Source organism: Halorhodospira abdelmalekii, from assembly GCF_016583625.1.
GTDB lineage: Bacteria > Pseudomonadota > Gammaproteobacteria > Nitrococcales > Halorhodospiraceae > Halorhodospira > Halorhodospira abdelmalekii.
Window position 1 is genome coordinate 12,230 of the sequence record NZ_NRRN01000044.1, and the last position, 15,193, is coordinate 27,422.

At 61.4% G+C, this 15,193-nt stretch carries 14 protein-coding genes and 1 pseudogene; 4 read left to right on the plus strand and 11 right to left on the minus strand.

Annotation, left to right across the window (positions count from 1 at the left end; genetic code table 11):
• The first annotated feature begins 193 nt into the window (after positions 1-193).
• Entirely contained in the window at positions 194-607 is a 414-nt protein-coding gene (locus tag CKO15_RS10585) for a type II toxin-antitoxin system RelE/ParE family toxin (RefSeq protein ID WP_242464729.1), read from the plus strand.
• Positions 600-887, plus strand: coding sequence for a helix-turn-helix domain-containing protein (locus CKO15_RS10590; protein WP_200195980.1), 288 nt, complete (start codon positions 600-602; stop codon positions 885-887). Before CKO15_RS10585 ends, CKO15_RS10590 begins: the two co-directional genes overlap by 8 nt.
• 108 nt (positions 888-995) lie before the next feature.
• Here CKO15_RS10590 and CKO15_RS14170 read toward each other — a convergent pair.
• The 8 genes and pseudogenes from CKO15_RS14170 to CKO15_RS10625 all read right to left on the minus strand — a co-directional run.
• Positions 996-1,301: pseudogene (locus CKO15_RS14170) on the minus strand (NnrS family protein); the annotation flags it as partial.
• Between the two features lie 119 nt (positions 1,302-1,420).
• Positions 1,421-2,716 (minus strand): hydroxylamine reductase, encoded by a 1,296-nt coding sequence (gene hcp, locus CKO15_RS10595; protein WP_200195982.1) that lies wholly within the window; start codon positions 2,714-2,716, stop codon positions 1,421-1,423.
• Between the two features lie 198 nt (positions 2,717-2,914).
• Complete coding sequence (locus CKO15_RS10600) at positions 2,915-3,394, minus strand: RrF2 family transcriptional regulator (protein WP_200195983.1); 480 nt, start codon at positions 3,392-3,394, stop codon at positions 2,915-2,917.
• 188 nt (positions 3,395-3,582) lie between these two features.
• Positions 3,583-3,837: a Txe/YoeB family addiction module toxin gene (locus CKO15_RS10605; RefSeq protein ID WP_200195985.1), complete on the minus strand. Its 255-nt coding sequence runs from the start codon at positions 3,835-3,837 to the stop codon at positions 3,583-3,585.
• Complete coding sequence (locus tag CKO15_RS10610) at positions 3,818-4,084, minus strand: type II toxin-antitoxin system Phd/YefM family antitoxin (protein WP_200195987.1); 267 nt, start codon at positions 4,082-4,084, stop codon at positions 3,818-3,820. Before CKO15_RS10610 ends, CKO15_RS10605 begins: the two co-directional genes overlap by 20 nt.
• A 228-nt stretch (positions 4,085-4,312) precedes the next feature.
• Positions 4,313-6,394 carry a hypothetical protein gene (locus tag CKO15_RS10615; protein ID WP_242464730.1) on the minus strand — a complete coding sequence of 694 codons (2,082 nt, stop codon included), beginning with the start codon at positions 6,392-6,394 and terminating at the stop codon, positions 4,313-4,315.
• 94 nt (positions 6,395-6,488) lie between these two features.
• Positions 6,489-9,362: a UvrD-helicase domain-containing protein gene (locus tag CKO15_RS10620; protein WP_200195989.1), complete on the minus strand. Its 2,874-nt coding sequence runs from the start codon at positions 9,360-9,362 to the stop codon at positions 6,489-6,491.
• Between the two features lie 23 nt (positions 9,363-9,385).
• Positions 9,386-10,738: an MFS transporter gene (locus CKO15_RS10625; RefSeq protein WP_200195991.1), complete on the minus strand. Its 1,353-nt coding sequence runs from the start codon at positions 10,736-10,738 to the stop codon at positions 9,386-9,388.
• A gap of 213 nt (positions 10,739-10,951) precedes the next feature.
• Here CKO15_RS10625 and CKO15_RS10630 point away from each other — a divergent pair, with 213 nt between their 5' ends.
• Positions 10,952-11,521 carry a lipocalin family protein gene (locus tag CKO15_RS10630; RefSeq protein ID WP_200195993.1) on the plus strand — a complete coding sequence of 190 codons (570 nt, stop codon included), beginning with the start codon at positions 10,952-10,954 and terminating at the stop codon, positions 11,519-11,521.
• Between the two features lie 113 nt (positions 11,522-11,634).
• Positions 11,635-12,198 (plus strand): tetratricopeptide repeat protein, encoded by a 564-nt coding sequence (locus CKO15_RS10635; RefSeq protein ID WP_200195995.1) that lies wholly within the window; start codon positions 11,635-11,637, stop codon positions 12,196-12,198.
• A gap of 72 nt (positions 12,199-12,270) precedes the next feature.
• On the opposite strand, the gene pufC is transcribed toward CKO15_RS10635, so the two are convergent.
• From pufC to pufL, 3 genes are read right to left on the minus strand one after another with little or no spacing between them, the layout of a single operon-like run.
• Positions 12,271-13,368, minus strand: a complete 1,098-nt coding sequence (pufC, locus tag CKO15_RS10640) for a photosynthetic reaction center cytochrome PufC (protein ID WP_200195997.1) — start codon at positions 13,366-13,368, stop codon at positions 12,271-12,273.
• Positions 13,369-13,377: 9 nt separating this feature from the next.
• Positions 13,378-14,340 carry a photosynthetic reaction center subunit M gene (pufM, locus tag CKO15_RS10645; protein WP_200195999.1) on the minus strand — a complete coding sequence of 321 codons (963 nt, stop codon included), beginning with the start codon at positions 14,338-14,340 and terminating at the stop codon, positions 13,378-13,380.
• A gap of 1 nt (position 14,341) precedes the next feature.
• Entirely contained in the window at positions 14,342-15,181 is an 840-nt protein-coding gene (gene pufL, locus CKO15_RS10650) for a photosynthetic reaction center subunit L (RefSeq protein WP_200196009.1), read from the minus strand.
• Positions 15,182-15,193 lie beyond the last annotated feature (12 nt).

The window sequence follows — 15,193 nt, forward strand, 5'->3', positions numbered from 1 at the left end:
CATGCCCTCCGCCTGGCAAGCCGTCGTTGCGAGTGCTGCGCAATACAGAATCCGGATGGCGTCGAGCCGCTGGTGAAACCGTCAAACGTCGCACCGGCGCCAGTGTGATGTAACGGCGAGGGCGTTTGGATCAGGGCGTTTGGATGGCACGATGTGAAATCAGCCGGACGGTCGTCGCTGGTGGAGTGATTCAATGGCCGCATCAGCGAGATCCAGCGCACGACCCGCTTTGATTATGTCTCTCCACCGCCGAGTAAGATTGCGCCTGCATACGGCAATGCCGTATCATTGGGGGATGCTTTTCATAGAAACCAGTACTTTTAGCAAGCTTTTGCCAAAGTATCTCACGGACGATGAGTATCGGGCCTTGCAGTCGCTGCTGATGCAAAGACCAGAGGCCGGGGCGGTCATCAAGGGATCTGGCGGTGTTCGGAAAGTTCGCTGGGCTCCCTCGGGGTCAGGCAAAAGCGGTGGTGTTCGAGTGATCTATTACTGGAAGAAATCGGACGACGAAGTATGGATGCTGACGCTTTACCAAAAGTCAGAGCGCTCAACGATTCTGGGCCATGCTCTGAGGCAGATAGCGGAGGCGATTAAAGATGAGTGATCGTGATATTGGGGCCGAGATCCTCGAAGGCCTGAATGAGATCAAAGAGTTTAAGAAGGGCAACGTCGAGCTTACGACGCGTCAGCTTTCCGAGCCCTCATCTCCACAGGAAATCAGGTTGAAGCTCAATCTATCACAGTCGGCGTTCGCTGCCTTGATGGGGGTAAGTGTGCGTACTTTGCAAGATTGGGAGCAGGGGCGAAGGGAACCGCAAGGCCCAGCCCTGGCCTTGCTGCGTATAGCTGAGCAGCATCCCGAGGTCTTCAGTGAACTCAATTAAGGAAGGCGTAACCAGTGTTTCTACCAAAACGCACTGCGGCGCGTTTTGGTAGGTCAGCTCCATGGCTGCGGGTCCTTGCTGCTTGCAGACAGGGGCAATGGCGAGGACATGCAGCCCGAGCTCGACGGCGAACGCCCCAGTCAGGGCCACGGCCCATAGGATGAGGCCGAGTGCCATGAAGGCGTAGCTCAGGTGCAGGCTCCACAGCAGCGGCTCGCGCCACGTGTGGACGCCGTCCCAGCGTGCCAGCCGCAAGGCGTTGGCAACGCCGGCGAACAGCATGGCCCCGGTCAGCAGCGGTTGCGCTGCCTCGACCCCTGCCAGGAGCGCCAGTTGGAGCGCGATGACGGCGTACATCGACCCTAGTGCGGCCCACTCAAGAATGGGCCGGTTCTCGGGCCTTGGCGGGTGCAATGGCTGTCCTTGTATGTCGCGTCAATTAGTTGGGCACTCATCCATGTAACTGCTGATCTCGAGCATCACTTCACCTGTTTTTCGAGGTGGACGGGTTGCGTGGTGGTACTGGTTGCGGTTCAGGCTGTGGCGGCCGCCCGCTGTGCGTCCAACTGCGGGGTGTCGCCGGTCAGTCGCAGGTCGTAGCGCTCAGCCAGAGCCTGGAACAGGTTGTCGCTGATGAAGGCTGGCGGATTGGGGCCGAGGGTGATCCCCCGCACATCGAGGCTAAGCAGCGTCAGCAACACGGCAACCGCCTTCTGCTCAAACCAGCTGATGACTAGGGTCAGCGGTAGGTCGTTGACACTGCAGTCGAGCGCCTTGGCCAGGCCCAGAGCCACCTGGATGGCGCCGTAGGCGTCGTTGCACTGGCCCATATCGAGCAGCCGCGGGAAACCCAAGTGGGTGCCGAACGACTGGTCGCGGATGCGGAACTTGCCGCAACCGAGGGTCAGCACAAAGCTGTCCGCTGGGGTCGCCGCCGCGTAGTCGTCGAAGTAGTTTCGGCTGCGGTGGGCGCCGTCACAGCCGCCGATCAGGTAGAACTGGCTGATCTGGCCGTTCTGGTAAGCCTCAAGCAGTGTCCCGGCGTTCTGCAGCAGCACAGTGTGGTGGAAGCCGACGGTCGATTCGCCCGTGATCGCCTCGGCACACGGCTCGCCGCGACGCGCCGCCTCGATCACCGGCGTGAAGTCACCGTCGGTGATGCACTGGCCGCCGCTGACCGCGGTGCTGCGTGTGGTGAACAAGCGCTCTGCATACCGCTCGGCGGGCGGCATAACGCAGTTCGTAGTGACCAGGATGGCCCCCGGGAATGCCTTAAACTCGCGCTTCTGATCCTGCCACGCCCCGCCGTAGTGACCGGCCAGGTTAGGGTGCTGGTGCAGCGTCGGGTACATGTGTGCCGGCAGCATCTCACCGTGGGTGTAGACCTGAATATCGGTCCCTTCGACCTGCTGCAGTAAGTGGTAGAGATCGAGCAGGTCGTGGCCGCTGACCAGGATGCCCGGACCCGCCCGGGTGCCCTCCGCTACAGTGGCAGGCTGTGGCTGACCAAAGGTCTCCACGTGGGCGGCGTCGAGCATCTCCATGACCCGTAGGTTCATCTGCCCGCAGCGCAGACAGAGCTCAAGCAGCGAGTCGAGATCGAAATTGACGTTCGTCATGGTGGCGAACAGCGCCTCCTCCATGAAGGCCGCCACCTCCGGATCGTGCTTACCGAGGCGACGGGCGTGGTGGGCATACGCCGCCATTCCCTTCAGCCCATAGAGCAACAGCTGCTGTGCCGAGTGGCAATCCTCGTCCTTACCACAGACCCCGGGTGATTGGGTGCAGGCCACCTGCTGTCGGACTTGCTCGCACTGGTCGCAATGCATAGGGCACCACTCCTCTATATGATGTATATCTTGTACATCAATAGTGCCTGGCCACCGCCAGTGGGTCAAGCGAATGGGCGTGTGCTATGCCTCAGGGTGGGGCAGCAGACGTCTCTGACAAGGTGTATCCAGTTGTGATTACTCAGGTCTTGGCGGTCACGGTGTCGCTAGTGCTTCTTTGCCGTCTCGCACCGCGAGTCATGATCCACGCTGCGCCCCGTCCTCAACGGCGGGACCTGTTACGCCTTGGGTCAAAGGCAGGCGCCGCAATTGCTCGGCTGTCGCCGGATCGGCAAGCAGCTCCTCCAGGGTGATGCCATCAAGGTGATTGAGGAATTGATCGCGGGCGCTGTTTAGCGCTCGTTTGAGAGAACAGCGCCCACACAACGGGCAAGGACCACGTTCACAGTGGATCAGCTCCAAGCTCTCCTCCATGAGACGCACCACCTCGCCGACACGGATCGTTGTCGGTTCACGCGCCAGCTGCAAGCCGCCGGATCGCCCCTGGGTCGTCTGCAAGTAGCCGTGACGGGCCAGCCGATGGACCACCTTGCGCAGGTGTTCTTGTGAGATGTTGTAAGCCTGAGCGATTTCGCGCATGGTCACGCGGCGCTCGCTCTGAGCCCCGGCGTAGATGAGTACGCGCAAAGCGTAATCGGTATGGTAGGTCAGCTCCATGGCTGCGGATCCTTGCTGCTTGCAGACAGGGGGGGCGCTAGCAAACATCGCTCGGGTCGCATGCGACTTCAGTCATCATGCCCCCGCTTACAGATTGTAATGCCCCTTGGGTTTCTGCACACCACATGACGCTAATGCCGGGTGTGCGCTGGGTGCCGCATAGCCAAGGGGCTGATGCGAGCGTTAAATCAGTAGTGATACCGAAGCTGTGCGATAAGCAAAGCGTCATCCGTGACTTTGTAAACTATTCGGTGTTCTTCGTTGATCCGGCGAGACCAGTACCCGGCGAGGCTGTGTTTGAGGGGCTCTGGTTTGCCAAAACCTTCAAACGGTTTTCGCTTGGTCTCTTTGATCAGTCCGTTGATTCGGGTAAGAGTCTTTCTGTCGGTTTTCTGCCAGTACAGGTAGTCCTCCCAGGCGTTCTCAGAGAAGATGATCTTCATCAATAAATTCCTTTTCTTGACCGCCGCCCTGCTCCAGCTCGACAACGGATTCCAGCAAACGCCGGGCGTTCTTTGGTGCACGTAGAAGGTATGCAGTTTCTTGCAGCGCCTCGTAGTCCTCCAAGGAGATCATTACTACAGACTGCGACTTGCTCCGGGTGATGATCACAGGTGAATGGTCTTCACAGACCTGTTCCATGGTTTTTGCTAGATTGGCTCTGGCGGCTGTGTAGCTAATGGCATCCATAGGGCTGATCCTGTACACTATAATGGTCATGGTCAGGATGCCGTACGTAGAAAAGGCAGTCAAGCAGTCCAGGGAGTGAAGGAAATCGCGCCAGGGGGCAGTCTGGATGGCGCCGGTGCCGCATCGATGGGGTTGATGTGGTCGGGGGGAGGGGCGAGATTAAGCACGCTCGATAAGCTGCGACTCGAGTCGCAATCAGACCAATCTGTGCTTGCACTCAACGCCGCGCTAGAGGCTCATCTCGCGCCCGGCGGCCCAGCTATGGCGTGCCATCTCCACGACCTCGTCGAGTTCGTCTGCGGGCACGGCGGGGTCGCTGACGGCTTCACGCGGGTCGAAGTGGAAGATATAGAGCCGCGAGACAAACTGCGGGAAGGGGAGAGAGGATTCGCCGTGGCGCTCACCGGCCCCTTCGGTCGAGACTAAGACACCATTTCCCCAATCCTGAGTGCTGTCGTTATTGGGGTTAAAAAAGTAGACGCGCACCACGCCCTCGGGGTCAACGGCGACCCGCTCAATGGTGATCGCGTGCCAACCGATGAAGCTGCCTGTCGAGTCGGTTACGGCGACGCCGGCCGGCTGCGGGTGGATAACCGGTGTGTTGCCGTTATAGAGCGGGTGGTAGCAGCCGTAGAAACGGCGCACGAAGGTGGTGAACTCGACGATGGCACCGCTGCTGACCTTCACGGCGATAGCGAAGCCGCGGCCGACCCACCAGCCGTGTAGCTCGGGGTTGACCCAGCGGTGCGGGTCTTCGCCACGGCTGGCACAGAGTCGCCCCATCTCGTGGTAGATGGCATCGAGGTGAGGGACGGTAACCGCTGAGACCGCATCGACATCGGCGAGGGCGCGTTCGGGGTACTGTCCGAGCAAGACGCTTGAGGAGAGCGGCAGCCCCTCGAAGTGGGCGACGACATCGTCGTCGCGGGCGGCCCACGCCACCACCTGCAGCAGGTAGTCGGGGTCGTTGCTCGACCAGAGCGCCAGGGCGCGTGCCGACTGACAGGTCGGGTTATTGCCTTGACCCATGCCGCGCGGATGGCCGAGCAGAGAGAGGACGCCGGCGAGTAGGGCCGTGCGGGGCTCAAGGGTCTCGCCGACCGGCGGGAGCTGGCGCAGGCGGGCGGTCGCTGCGGTACTCAGCGGCAGGTTGATCTGCCGCCACAGCGCCGGAGCGACCGGGGCGCCGTAGAGAACGCCGCGCTCAAGCACTCCGGCGAGGCCGTAGATCGCTTGCGCGGTCTCGGGCCAGACCGCCTCACGAATCAGCGTATGCACCAACTCGGCGTAGCAGCCGAGGGCGTCGATGCCGGTGCTGCTCAAGCCTAAGGCGGCAGGCAGCAGTTCGCTGTTGCCGTTATCGAGAACGTAGCGCAAAAAGACCGGGTGGTAGGGCGAGACCAAGCCGGTATCGTGCATCGCCCGGCCAAAGCCGAGCGCTTCGTTGCGCAGGGCCTGTTCGTCCATGGTCGGCAGCCGCTCGGCGTAGACGCTCAGGCCTGGATCTTCCTGACAGCCGCGGGTTGGGCCGTAGAGTGCGCTGATCAGGCGCTCAGCACCGCGGGTGCGAGCGGCCGTCACGCCGGGCTCGTCGCTCTCTAAGTAGGCCGCGACGTTGGTGATCATCTCTTTGACGTGGCCGACCTCGATCGGGCGCTGGGCGAGGATGCGCCAGATCTCGGCGATGAGCTCCTCGATGACCTCACCGTAGCCGATGCGCTCGGCGATAAAGCGCTGATGGTGCTGCAGCAGCTCGAGGTTGCGCCCGAGTTGTACGCGCTCGGCCTCGCTGGCGGCGCCGAAGATCAGACGGAGATTGAGGGCGAGTACCCGCGCTAAGAACTGTCGGGCCGCCTCCGGCTCCATGCGGGGGTCGGTCAACTCGCCGGTAGCAAGCGCCACCATGCGCAGCTCGCTGAGACACTCCAGGATCTGCGTATGATCACGACTCAGCTTGAGGGTGTTGGCGGCTAGCGTCGGTACGAGGTGCTCCGGTTCCTCCCAGTCGCTGCCGGAGAAGATGCCGGCCGCAGTCAGTTCGCCGATGCGCTTATAGAGGCGCTCGGCACCGCCCGGTTTAGCGAGCAGGCGGCGGCTTGCATCGAGCACGTGGCTACTGTGGGCGAATTTAGCGAAGGAGCTGGTCTGAGCGAGGCGTTGACACGCGACATCCAGGCGTTGGGTCAGGCGCTCAAGCGCTGCTTCGGCCTCTCCGGTCCCGGTTGCAGCCCCGGTTGCGGCGGCGGGCGCGGCTTCGCTCGCGGCCCCTTCGGCATCGCCAGAGACGTGCGGACTCATCTGCGTCTTCATGGCTCCCTATATTGGACCGCAGCGCGCCGATTGTCTAATAACCAGTGACCGAAGGAGTCAAGGAGCAGTGAGGGGACATCTTGGTGGTGGGGGCTCAGCGGGTCGCCCAGGTGCGGGTCTGTTCGCGCAGCCAGGTCCGGAAGATGGCGACGTATTGATCGCGTTGCCGATGCAGCGCGGCAAGATCCTCGTCGGTTTCGGGCACTTTGCCGTAGCCTTCATCCTGCAAGCGTTGCGGGGTTACACCGGGGTCGAGGTCTTCGGGGCGGAAGAGGTCGTAGTAGGCAATTAGGCCATCACGGGTGCGCAGCCGCACGCCGGGGTTGATGACGTAGTAGTCTTGCGTGGTGCGGCGAAAGAGGCGGTAGTTGTTGCCACGCCGACGGCGAAACTCATTATTCGCGAGCACAGCGCCGATGAAATCGGCATCTTTGCACGACTCCGGCAAGATCTCCGCGGGCAGTACCGCGAGTGAGCGCTTGATCCACTCCGGGCTGAAGCCGCCGGCGCCGTGTCCGAGCAGTGGGCCGAGTCCTCGGTAGAAGAGGGCGCTGAGCCATTGCAGGAGGAAAAACTCCATCTGCAGGCGATCGAGCTTGAGCAGCTGTCCGTTGACTTGAATAGAGAGGTTCAACGGCACCAGATGGCGGTAGATCGGGGCGAGGCGCTGGGCGGCGAACCCCGGATCGAGATAGGCCTGCTCAAGGGCGAAGTGCAGCGGCGTGAAGCCGTGATCGGCGGTCTGTTCGGGGTCGGCGCCGCGCGCCATCAGAGCCCCGATCAAGGCGGTATTGCCGATGTGGGCGGCAGCCATCAACGGGGTGAGGTGGTAGCGCGTGCGATGTTCAGTGCCGTGTCGCTCGACCTGTTTGAGTACGGCGTCGATATTCTTATGGCTGTAGCTCAGTAGATGGTTGCGGTGGACTTGTTGCAGCGCCTTCTGCTCCGGTTGGAGGGCCGGGCCGAAGTGCTCGCGGGCGAGTCGGCTGGTGGTCGGCAAGTGGCAGTGGAGCAGGGCGTACTCGAACAGCTCCAGACGCTCCTTTTTGATTCCCGCCTCGAAGGCGCGTGTGCGCAGCGTCGTAAAGCCGTCGCGATCGAGCACCGACCACGGTGGCGGTGGTTGCTGCAACAGCCGCTCACGGATCTCGCTCGCCTGCTCCCTCTTCCCTTGCAACTCAAGCCGCTGCGCCTCGCGCTGCCAGCGTTCTAGGCTCGAATCTTCGGTCTCGGCGTGGACGGCCTCTTCGGCGAAGCGAGTTAGGCCGAGCAATTCGAGCAGAGGGTGATCGGTGTGCGCCTCAAGCCAGTAGACCTTGCGTACGGCACGGGTGACCGCGACGTAGAGTGCGTTGATGTAAAACTTATAGATCGTTAGCGAGGTATCGCGCTTATCCCGTGGACGGGCGTAGGCGAGATCGTCCTCCTCAAGGTCGGCTGGGGCGACGCCGGCGGCGATGGTGCGGAACGTCTCGGCCTCATCGCTGATGAAGTTAAGCAGGATGACGCTATCGTACTCAATCCCCTTCGCCTCCTGGATGGAGAAGATCAGCGGGGTTTCGAAATAGGCACGGGCGGCTGCCTTTTGCTCCGGATGCATGACGAGCACGGCGACGCGCGCCGAGCGGCCGGTGCGCTCGTTGAGTTCGCGTTTGAGTGCCGCGGTATCGGGCAGCAGCTGCAGCTGCCCTGGGTCGAGGCCGGTGCTGTGGACGAGGCGGCTGCTCTCCCGGTCGATGGCGCCGAAGCGGGCGCGTTTGACTTTTAGCAGGCGATTGGCCAATTCATTGATCAGGTGGGCGTTGCGGTAGTTGCTATGGAGCACATGCAGCACCTGCTGACCGCTGTGCAGCGGAGCGTCGTGGAAGAGCAGCTGCTTAATCTGTGCCCAGGAGAAAAAGTTGGGGTGGACGATCTGATTGGCATCGCCGCAGAGTAGAAACGCCCCGGGGGCGCGCAGTGCGCGCAGGATCAGGTGGAGCTGGATATAGGTCAGATCCTGCACCTCATCGACAATGATAAAGTCGTAGCGCGGAGTAAGACGCTCCCGATAGCGGTGGCTCAAGATATTGGTATCGTAGAGCGAAACGGTGCCCAGCCAGCGTAAGTAGCGCTCGAAGAGATCGTAGACCTGTTCACGTTGCTCCTCGCCGAAGATCGACTGGCGGATACCCAGCTCGCGGTATTCGGCGCGGGTTAGCCACGGCCGCTGTTCGGCGACGCTGCCGGTCAGTACCCCGCGAATCTCCTCGAAGACCGGATCGGGGGCACCGAGCGTGCGGGCGAGCGGTTGGCGTTCGAACCAGTCGCGAAAGTCACTGAGAGTGACCTCGCGCCCTTCGGGGATCTGAATGCTCTCCAAGAGTTCGTTGAAAGAGAGGAATTCGATCTGCTGAGCATCGTTGCTGTAGGCGTTGGCGAAGTAGAGCGCCCGGGCGTGCTGCACGAGGTGGGCTGAGAGCGTGATATAAAGCCCCTCGCCTGGGAACTGCTTCATCTTCTCAAGGGCGAGGGCGGTCTTGCCGCTGCCGGCCGAGCCGATGATCACCAGGGGCAGGTTGGTGGCGTAGACCGTCTCTTGCTCATCGTCGAAGGTCAGCGCCTTATCGAGCAGATTGAAGTACGGCTTAGCGGGGTTCAGGTGAGTGCTCGGTGAGGCCTCGAGAGCGTCTGGGTCTTCGATCGCGGGGATCTTCTCGTCATCGATAACGGCGCCGCCGCTGAGAAAACGCGATTTATCGTAGGCGTGGTTAGGGATGTACTCCAGGATTAGGCAGCAGACCTCACCGTGTACGCGACGCAGGGTGAAGAGCAGGCGATCACTGCGGTTAAGACGGGCGCGATAGAGGTGAGCGTCGATCTTGCGCACGTCGGCACGCCGGAAATCGCCGAGCTCCAGGGCCTCTCGGACCTTGTCAAAGCCACGGATCTTTTCGGGCTGCAGTTCGTTGTAGAGTAGGACACGCATCGGCAGTGGTCGGACTCCGCAGCTTAAGCGGTCGGCTCTGTGGTGACTTCCGGCAACTTCGCCGAGAGCCACGCCCCGGCAAAGCCCATCGCCGAGAGCAGCAGGATGATGCCGCTGACCGGCAGCACGGTCGTGAGCAGCCCGACCATACCGGTTAGCAGCAGGACGATACCGATGACCGTGTTGCTGACGGCGACGTAGTCGGTGCGCTTGTTGCCCCCGGCCAGGTCGACGACGTAGGTCTGGCGGCCGAGGCGAACCCCGGCGTGCGCTACGGCGAGGACGAAGAAAAAGAGCGGATAGAGCCAGGCCACCCCGGCCAGCGGCGGGATCAAGGTGACTAGGGCGACGAGTAGGGCGCCTGCCGCGGCGGCCGCGGCCCCAGCGTAGACCATCACACGCCGGCTCGAGACATCGGCAAAGCGACCCCAGAAGGGGGCGGCGAGCAGGTTCGCCAGCCCATCGGCGATGACAAAGGCACCGAGTAGGGCGGCGACGGCGGCGGTCTGCTGATGGGCGAGCATCACCATAAAGGGCGCTGTGAGCGCTGAGCAGAGCAGCAGCGAGCGGGCGATGACAAAACGGCGAAAGGGGGCATCGTCGATCAATAGACGCAAGCGCGCGAACGCCTCCGTCAGGGCGTTGGCGCCGCCGCTGGTCGCTCCCGGCTCCTCGCGGATCGTTGCGTAGGTGATGGCGGCTAGCCCCCAGAGCAGGGCGGCAAGCAGTAACAAGCCGGCGTAGAGGCCTAGGTTCTCGTTGCCACCACCCAAGCCGAAGAGCAACAGGGCGCCGACCCCAACGGTGACCAATCCGGCCAGCGAGGCCGACCAGCCGCTGACCCGGCCGCGCCGCGTCTTCGGGATGGTCTTACCGAGGACATCTTTAGAGGCGACCGAACAGAGACCGCGGGCCAGGCTAAAGAGCACTAGAGCGGCGATGATCCCGAGCCCGGCAGCGGTCCCGGAGAGGGTAAGCGCTACGAGAGCCATCGCCGCGATCGCCACCCCTTGCAGGATGCAGCCGAGCACATAGGCCCACTTACGCAGCGCCTGACTGCGCACATAGCTGGCAATGACCAACTGCGGGATCAGCGAGCCGGACTCGCGAATCGGCACCAAAAGGGCGGTAAAGAGCCCCGGTGCTGAGAGCGCACTCAAGATCCACGCCAGCACCGTTTTCGGGTTGGCAATGGCATCGCCGAGTTTGGTGAAGAAATGGGCTAGGATCTGCAGGAAGAAGTTGCCCGGAACCACCCGGCACGCCTCTACAGAGATGTCCTTGCAGACGCGTGCATCCTCGTCTTGCACCAGCAGCTGGTAGATACGATCGAGTTTCGAGGGGGTAGAGTTCGGCGAGAGATCGTTCGTCGGCATCGTGGGCAATCCTTGTTCAGGCGTTTTAAAGCCTTAGAGTCACCTAAGTCTCATGGCCTGGAATGGCCCCTGGTGCGCCAGGGGGGGGAGAGGGTGGCTCGGAGCGGCCCAGAGCCGACCCGGAGTGGCCCAGGGTGGTCCAGGGTCGCCCCGGGTGACTCACTCTTACTACATACCGTACACTAGCGCTTATTTTACAAGTAGAGGGTGCCTATGTCCGCTGCCGACGAGCCACGATCTTCACCGACTGCCACCCCCGAACGGCGTGGGTTGCTCGGGATTTTACGCACCTTGCCACGCGCGTGGTCGAAGCGCTATATCGAGCCACCCGCAGGGATTGAACCGGTCACCGACTTTGACGCAGAGCGCTATCTTGGTCGCTGGTATGAGGTCTACCGGTTCGATCACGGCTTTGAGCGGGGTGCGACACAGGTCACCGCCGAATACAGCCTCCGCGACGACGGTAAGATTCGGGTGGTTAACCGCGCCTTTGCCCCGAGCAGCGGGCGCTGGGGCTCGATCGAAGGGTACGCGGTCTTTCAGCGCGAGCCAACGGTCGCAAGTCTTGCTGTGACCTTTTTTTGGCCGATCACCGCCGGTTATCACGTGATTGAGTTGGATCGTGAAGGCTACCAGTGGGCCATGGTGACCGGGCCGAGCCGTAACTATTTGTGGATCCTAGCGCGTGAGCCGCGGTTGGATGCAGCTATTCTGGCGCAATTGACAGCACGGGCGAAGGCACTCGGTTTTGCGACTGAGGGATTGATCGAAGTCGAGCACTGATGAGCACTTGCAAATGGTTGCGCAAGCGGGCGCCGGTGCTCTTCGCGGCCTCTAACAGACGAGGCGGCTTGGGCGGATGCGCGGAACGGACAGCAATGGAGGAGAGGCAGTCTATGTTTACTTCGGGGCGATCAAAGTGGCTCCTTGGCGCACTCTGCGCGTCTGCAGTGGTGCTTGCCGGCGGTTGCGGCAATGGGAATGGCGAGGAAGAGGAGCAACTGACGCCGGAGCAGGCGTATCAGGATAGTCTTGAGCGCGCCGAGCAGGGCGATCCGGACGGCCTCTTCGATCTGGCCTACGCCTACTCGCGCGGGCTGGGAACCGAACAAGATATGGAGAAGGCCTACGAGGTGCTGCGCGAGGCCGCGGAGGCTGGCAATGGGCGCGCACAGCTGATCCTGTCCGAGCTCTACCTGCAGATCAATCGGGATCACGAGCACGAAGGCATGATCAAGATTAAGCGGGATTGGTATACCGTGCGCAGCCGCGATCGTCGAGAGGGGCTGAAGTGGCTCTTTCGCGCCGAGCTCAATGAAGATGAGCGGATCAGCCGACCAGCCGAAGGGATACTGGTCACGCTCATTCGCGAGATGGATGAATTCGATCGGTCGATGGTTTTAGAGTTGGCCAAGGAGTACGGACATCCGGAGTGGCAGGAAGTCCTAGGGCAGCGTTGATGGCCACAAAAAAACCGGGGGCTCGTAAGTGAGCCCCCGGTTCTTTTCGACCCGAACGGTCGGGTCTATCCGTTAACGGCTACCCTTGAGCAGGTCGGTGCCAAGGTCACCAAACTGCAGGTAGTCGAAGTCCGGATCGGGATCGCCGACCAGCTCCGGATAGAGCTCCAAGAACTCCTCACCGTAGAGCGGACGACGCTCCTTGTTGTGGCAGGTCTGACAGCTGACCTTGCCCACATCGCCTGCCGGCCCGAGCGCATCCTCCGGATACTCATCGGTCAGCGGGATCATCCAGTTGACGTTGATATCACGCGCCATCCGGATCCCGTGCCAGGCGATCTCACGGCCAATCGGGCTGTCTTCCCAGCTCGCCCAACGGCTGACGTTGTGACACAGCGTGCAGCCCGTATCAAGCGCGTAGCTGATGTGCATCATCAAGCTCACCGAACGCTCAGACTCGTGCAGCGACTTGCCACGCGGCGTCGTCGCCGTACGCAGACCCGTGCTGCCCTGGATCGGAATCGTCTGATGATCCACCAAGAAGGCATCCAGCGCATCACGCGGCAACGCCGTGTACGCCGTCTTCTCGCTGATCAGGTTCTGCAACTGCATGTCGCCAAAACCCGTCTTCAGATGACTCTCCGACTCCGAGTGCCACGAGGCCGGCGGAATCGGCTCACCACGGTGACAGGTGTAGCACGTCACACCCGCCTGGTTCGTCGACGCCAGGTGCGTCTCCGACCAGTTCGCGTTCAGATACCGGTTCATCTTGATCATGTCCTTGGCAACCCGGTACTGATACTTCTCGTCACTGGCCAGATCGTCCGTGTGACAGTACGTGCAACCCTCATCCGGCGCGACCCAGTCGGTCATCTCTTCCTTGATCCGCCAAAACTGCGCCTCGCTGATGTCCGCCAGCGCCTGCACGTTCTCAAACACCTCTCCCGCCCGCGGGCCATCCTCAGAGGCCAACGGACGCGCCTCCGGCGCCGTGTGCAGGTCTAAACGCGACTCCAGAATCCGCGGATTGTCGAGAACATACATCCCCGTACCCCGCGGCCCCGTCTGCTCTGCATCGTGCGGCGGACGCTCACAACCAGCCACTACCAGGAAGCCGGCTGCCAACGCCCCTACCGCTAACGATCGCGTCAGGTAACGTCCTTCCATCATCACTACCCCCTATTGTGCAGCCGGATTCCGTGCCGGGTCGGCGAGCTCTTCATAAATCGGGACCAAATTATGCTTCAGCCCCCACTCATACCAGCTCTCAATCACCGTCCCCGAGAGGAACAGACCAATCGAGGCCACCAGCGGGCAGAGAATCGCCATCCAGTAACCCCAACGGTGGATCGACTCCATCGTCGCATTGAAGCCCATCGTCCAGCGCCAAAAGAGCGCCGCACGCTCCGAGCCCGTACCACGGTCCGTGATCTGCTCAATCTCACGCTCACTGTTGTAACGACCGGTCGCCAAAATCGTCGCACCGTGCGCCGCAAACAGCAACGCTGAACCAAAGCAGAACGCAATCGACAGCATGTGGAACGGGTTGTAGTAGAAGTTGCCGTAACGCTCAGAGATCGCAACCAGCCAATCTAAGTGCGCAAACATCCCAATCGGCAAACTCTCGTTCCACGAACCAATCGCAATCGGACGAATCAGCACAATGATGAAGTAGAACCACAGCGCCGCAGCAAACGCCCACGCCACATGCGTACCCATGCCCAAAGCACGTGCACGAATGTACGTCCGCGCCCACCACAGCAGCAGCGACAGCGAACAAATCGCTAGCCCCCACATAAACCAACCGCCCTCATTGAACGGCGGAATGCGAAGACCATACTCCGGCGGCGGAACCTCGACCGCCAACCACCAAAACTGACGGAAGACCTCGCGAACCGAGTAATCGACCGCCGCCATCCAGTTCCAGCCCACCATCAGGCAGAAAACTAGAAAGCCTACCGTCGCCGCAACACCGGTCGCTCCCAGGTAAACCGGACCAATCTGAGCATCACCAATCTTACCCAACCAGTAAGAAAAGTACGGGCGCCCCACTCGGTTCCACTTCCCACCAGGAACCTCTAAACCCTGCTCAGCCGGTCCCCGAACCTGAACACGGGTGAATATGTTCTGGTACTCGGCCATATCAGCTTACCCCCCAGTTCCAAATTGGGATTTGCGGCCACCACGTGTACCACCACTCTGGCCATCCGCGCGTCCAGAACGGACCCGTCGTCAGAATCCCGAAGATACACGAGATCGACGTGCTCAACGCCAACGCCAGACCCAGACGGTGAATGCCCAAGCTGCCAATCGAGTAACCGACAAAGTCACGGAAGAACGTGTTCTCGTGCTCCGCCGTCTTGACACACTCACCCTTCTTCGGGTTCGTCGCCGAAAGAATCAAACCACCGTGCAACGCCAGAGCAAAAGCCGTCGCAAAGAACAGGCTACAACCCAGCATGTGCGCCCAGTGGTAGTGATAGTGAAGGTTCATGTAACCGACGTTGTTGACCCAGTCCAGGTGAGCAATGATCCCGTACGGGAACGCATGCCCCCAGCCGCCCATCAACAACGGACGACCCAACTGCGCCAGCACGAAGAAGCTGATCGCCACACCAAACGCCGCAGGAATGTGATAGCCAATACCCAACTTGCGGCTGATCTCAACCTCACGCAGCGCCCAGCTGACAAACGCACCAATCGCACACGCCGTTACAATCTGCCAAAGACCACCCTCGTCCAACGGCGCTAACGCAAAACCGTTGTCCAAATTCGGCGGCGCCAAAACCAACTGCAGGATGCTCCAGGTCTCCGAGATCGCCGCCTTCAGCGTGATCATCAACGCGCCAAACACGGCACAGAAGATCGCCGTCACACCGAAGAAACCGACGTAAAACGGCCCGACCCAGAAATCAAACAGGTCACCGCCGAGGAGAGTGCCCCCTCTTACTCGGTATTTTCGCTCAAAATCTAACAACGCCATGGCTGAAGTCCC

What these genes read in the sequence shown, in the direction of transcription:
- CKO15_RS10600 (WP_200195983.1), bottom strand. Translation starts at nt 3,394, where the DNA reads ATGGAGCTGACCTACCATACCGATTACGCTTTGCGCGTACTCATCTAC.
- CKO15_RS10605 (WP_200195985.1), bottom strand. Translation starts at nt 3,837, where the DNA reads ATGAAGATCATCTTCTCTGAGAACGCCTGGGAGGACTACCTGTACTGG.
- CKO15_RS10615 (WP_242464730.1), bottom strand. Translation starts at nt 6,394, where the DNA reads ATGAAGACGCAGATGAGTCCGCACGTCTCTGGCGATGCCGAAGGGGCC.
- CKO15_RS10585 (WP_242464729.1), top strand. Translation starts at nt 194, where the DNA reads ATGGCCGCATCAGCGAGATCCAGCGCACGACCCGCTTTGATTATGTCT.
- pufC (WP_200195997.1), bottom strand. Translation starts at nt 13,368, where the DNA reads ATGATGGAAGGACGTTACCTGACGCGATCGTTAGCGGTAGGGGCGTTG.
- CKO15_RS10635 (WP_200195995.1), top strand. Translation starts at nt 11,635, where the DNA reads ATGTTTACTTCGGGGCGATCAAAGTGGCTCCTTGGCGCACTCTGCGCG.
- CKO15_RS10620 (WP_200195989.1), bottom strand. Translation starts at nt 9,362, where the DNA reads ATGCGTGTCCTACTCTACAACGAACTGCAGCCCGAAAAGATCCGTGGC.
- pufM (WP_200195999.1), bottom strand. Translation starts at nt 14,340, where the DNA reads ATGGCCGAGTACCAGAACATATTCACCCGTGTTCAGGTTCGGGGACCG.
- hcp (WP_200195982.1), bottom strand. Translation starts at nt 2,716, where the DNA reads ATGCATTGCGACCAGTGCGAGCAAGTCCGACAGCAGGTGGCCTGCACC.
- pufL (WP_200196009.1), bottom strand. Translation starts at nt 15,181, where the DNA reads ATGGCGTTGTTAGATTTTGAGCGAAAATACCGAGTAAGAGGGGGCACT.
- CKO15_RS10590 (WP_200195980.1), top strand. Translation starts at nt 600, where the DNA reads ATGAGTGATCGTGATATTGGGGCCGAGATCCTCGAAGGCCTGAATGAG.
- CKO15_RS10625 (WP_200195991.1), bottom strand. Translation starts at nt 10,738, where the DNA reads ATGCCGACGAACGATCTCTCGCCGAACTCTACCCCCTCGAAACTCGAT.
- CKO15_RS10610 (WP_200195987.1), bottom strand. Translation starts at nt 4,084, where the DNA reads ATGGATGCCATTAGCTACACAGCCGCCAGAGCCAATCTAGCAAAAACC.
- CKO15_RS10630 (WP_200195993.1), top strand. Translation starts at nt 10,952, where the DNA reads ATGTCCGCTGCCGACGAGCCACGATCTTCACCGACTGCCACCCCCGAA.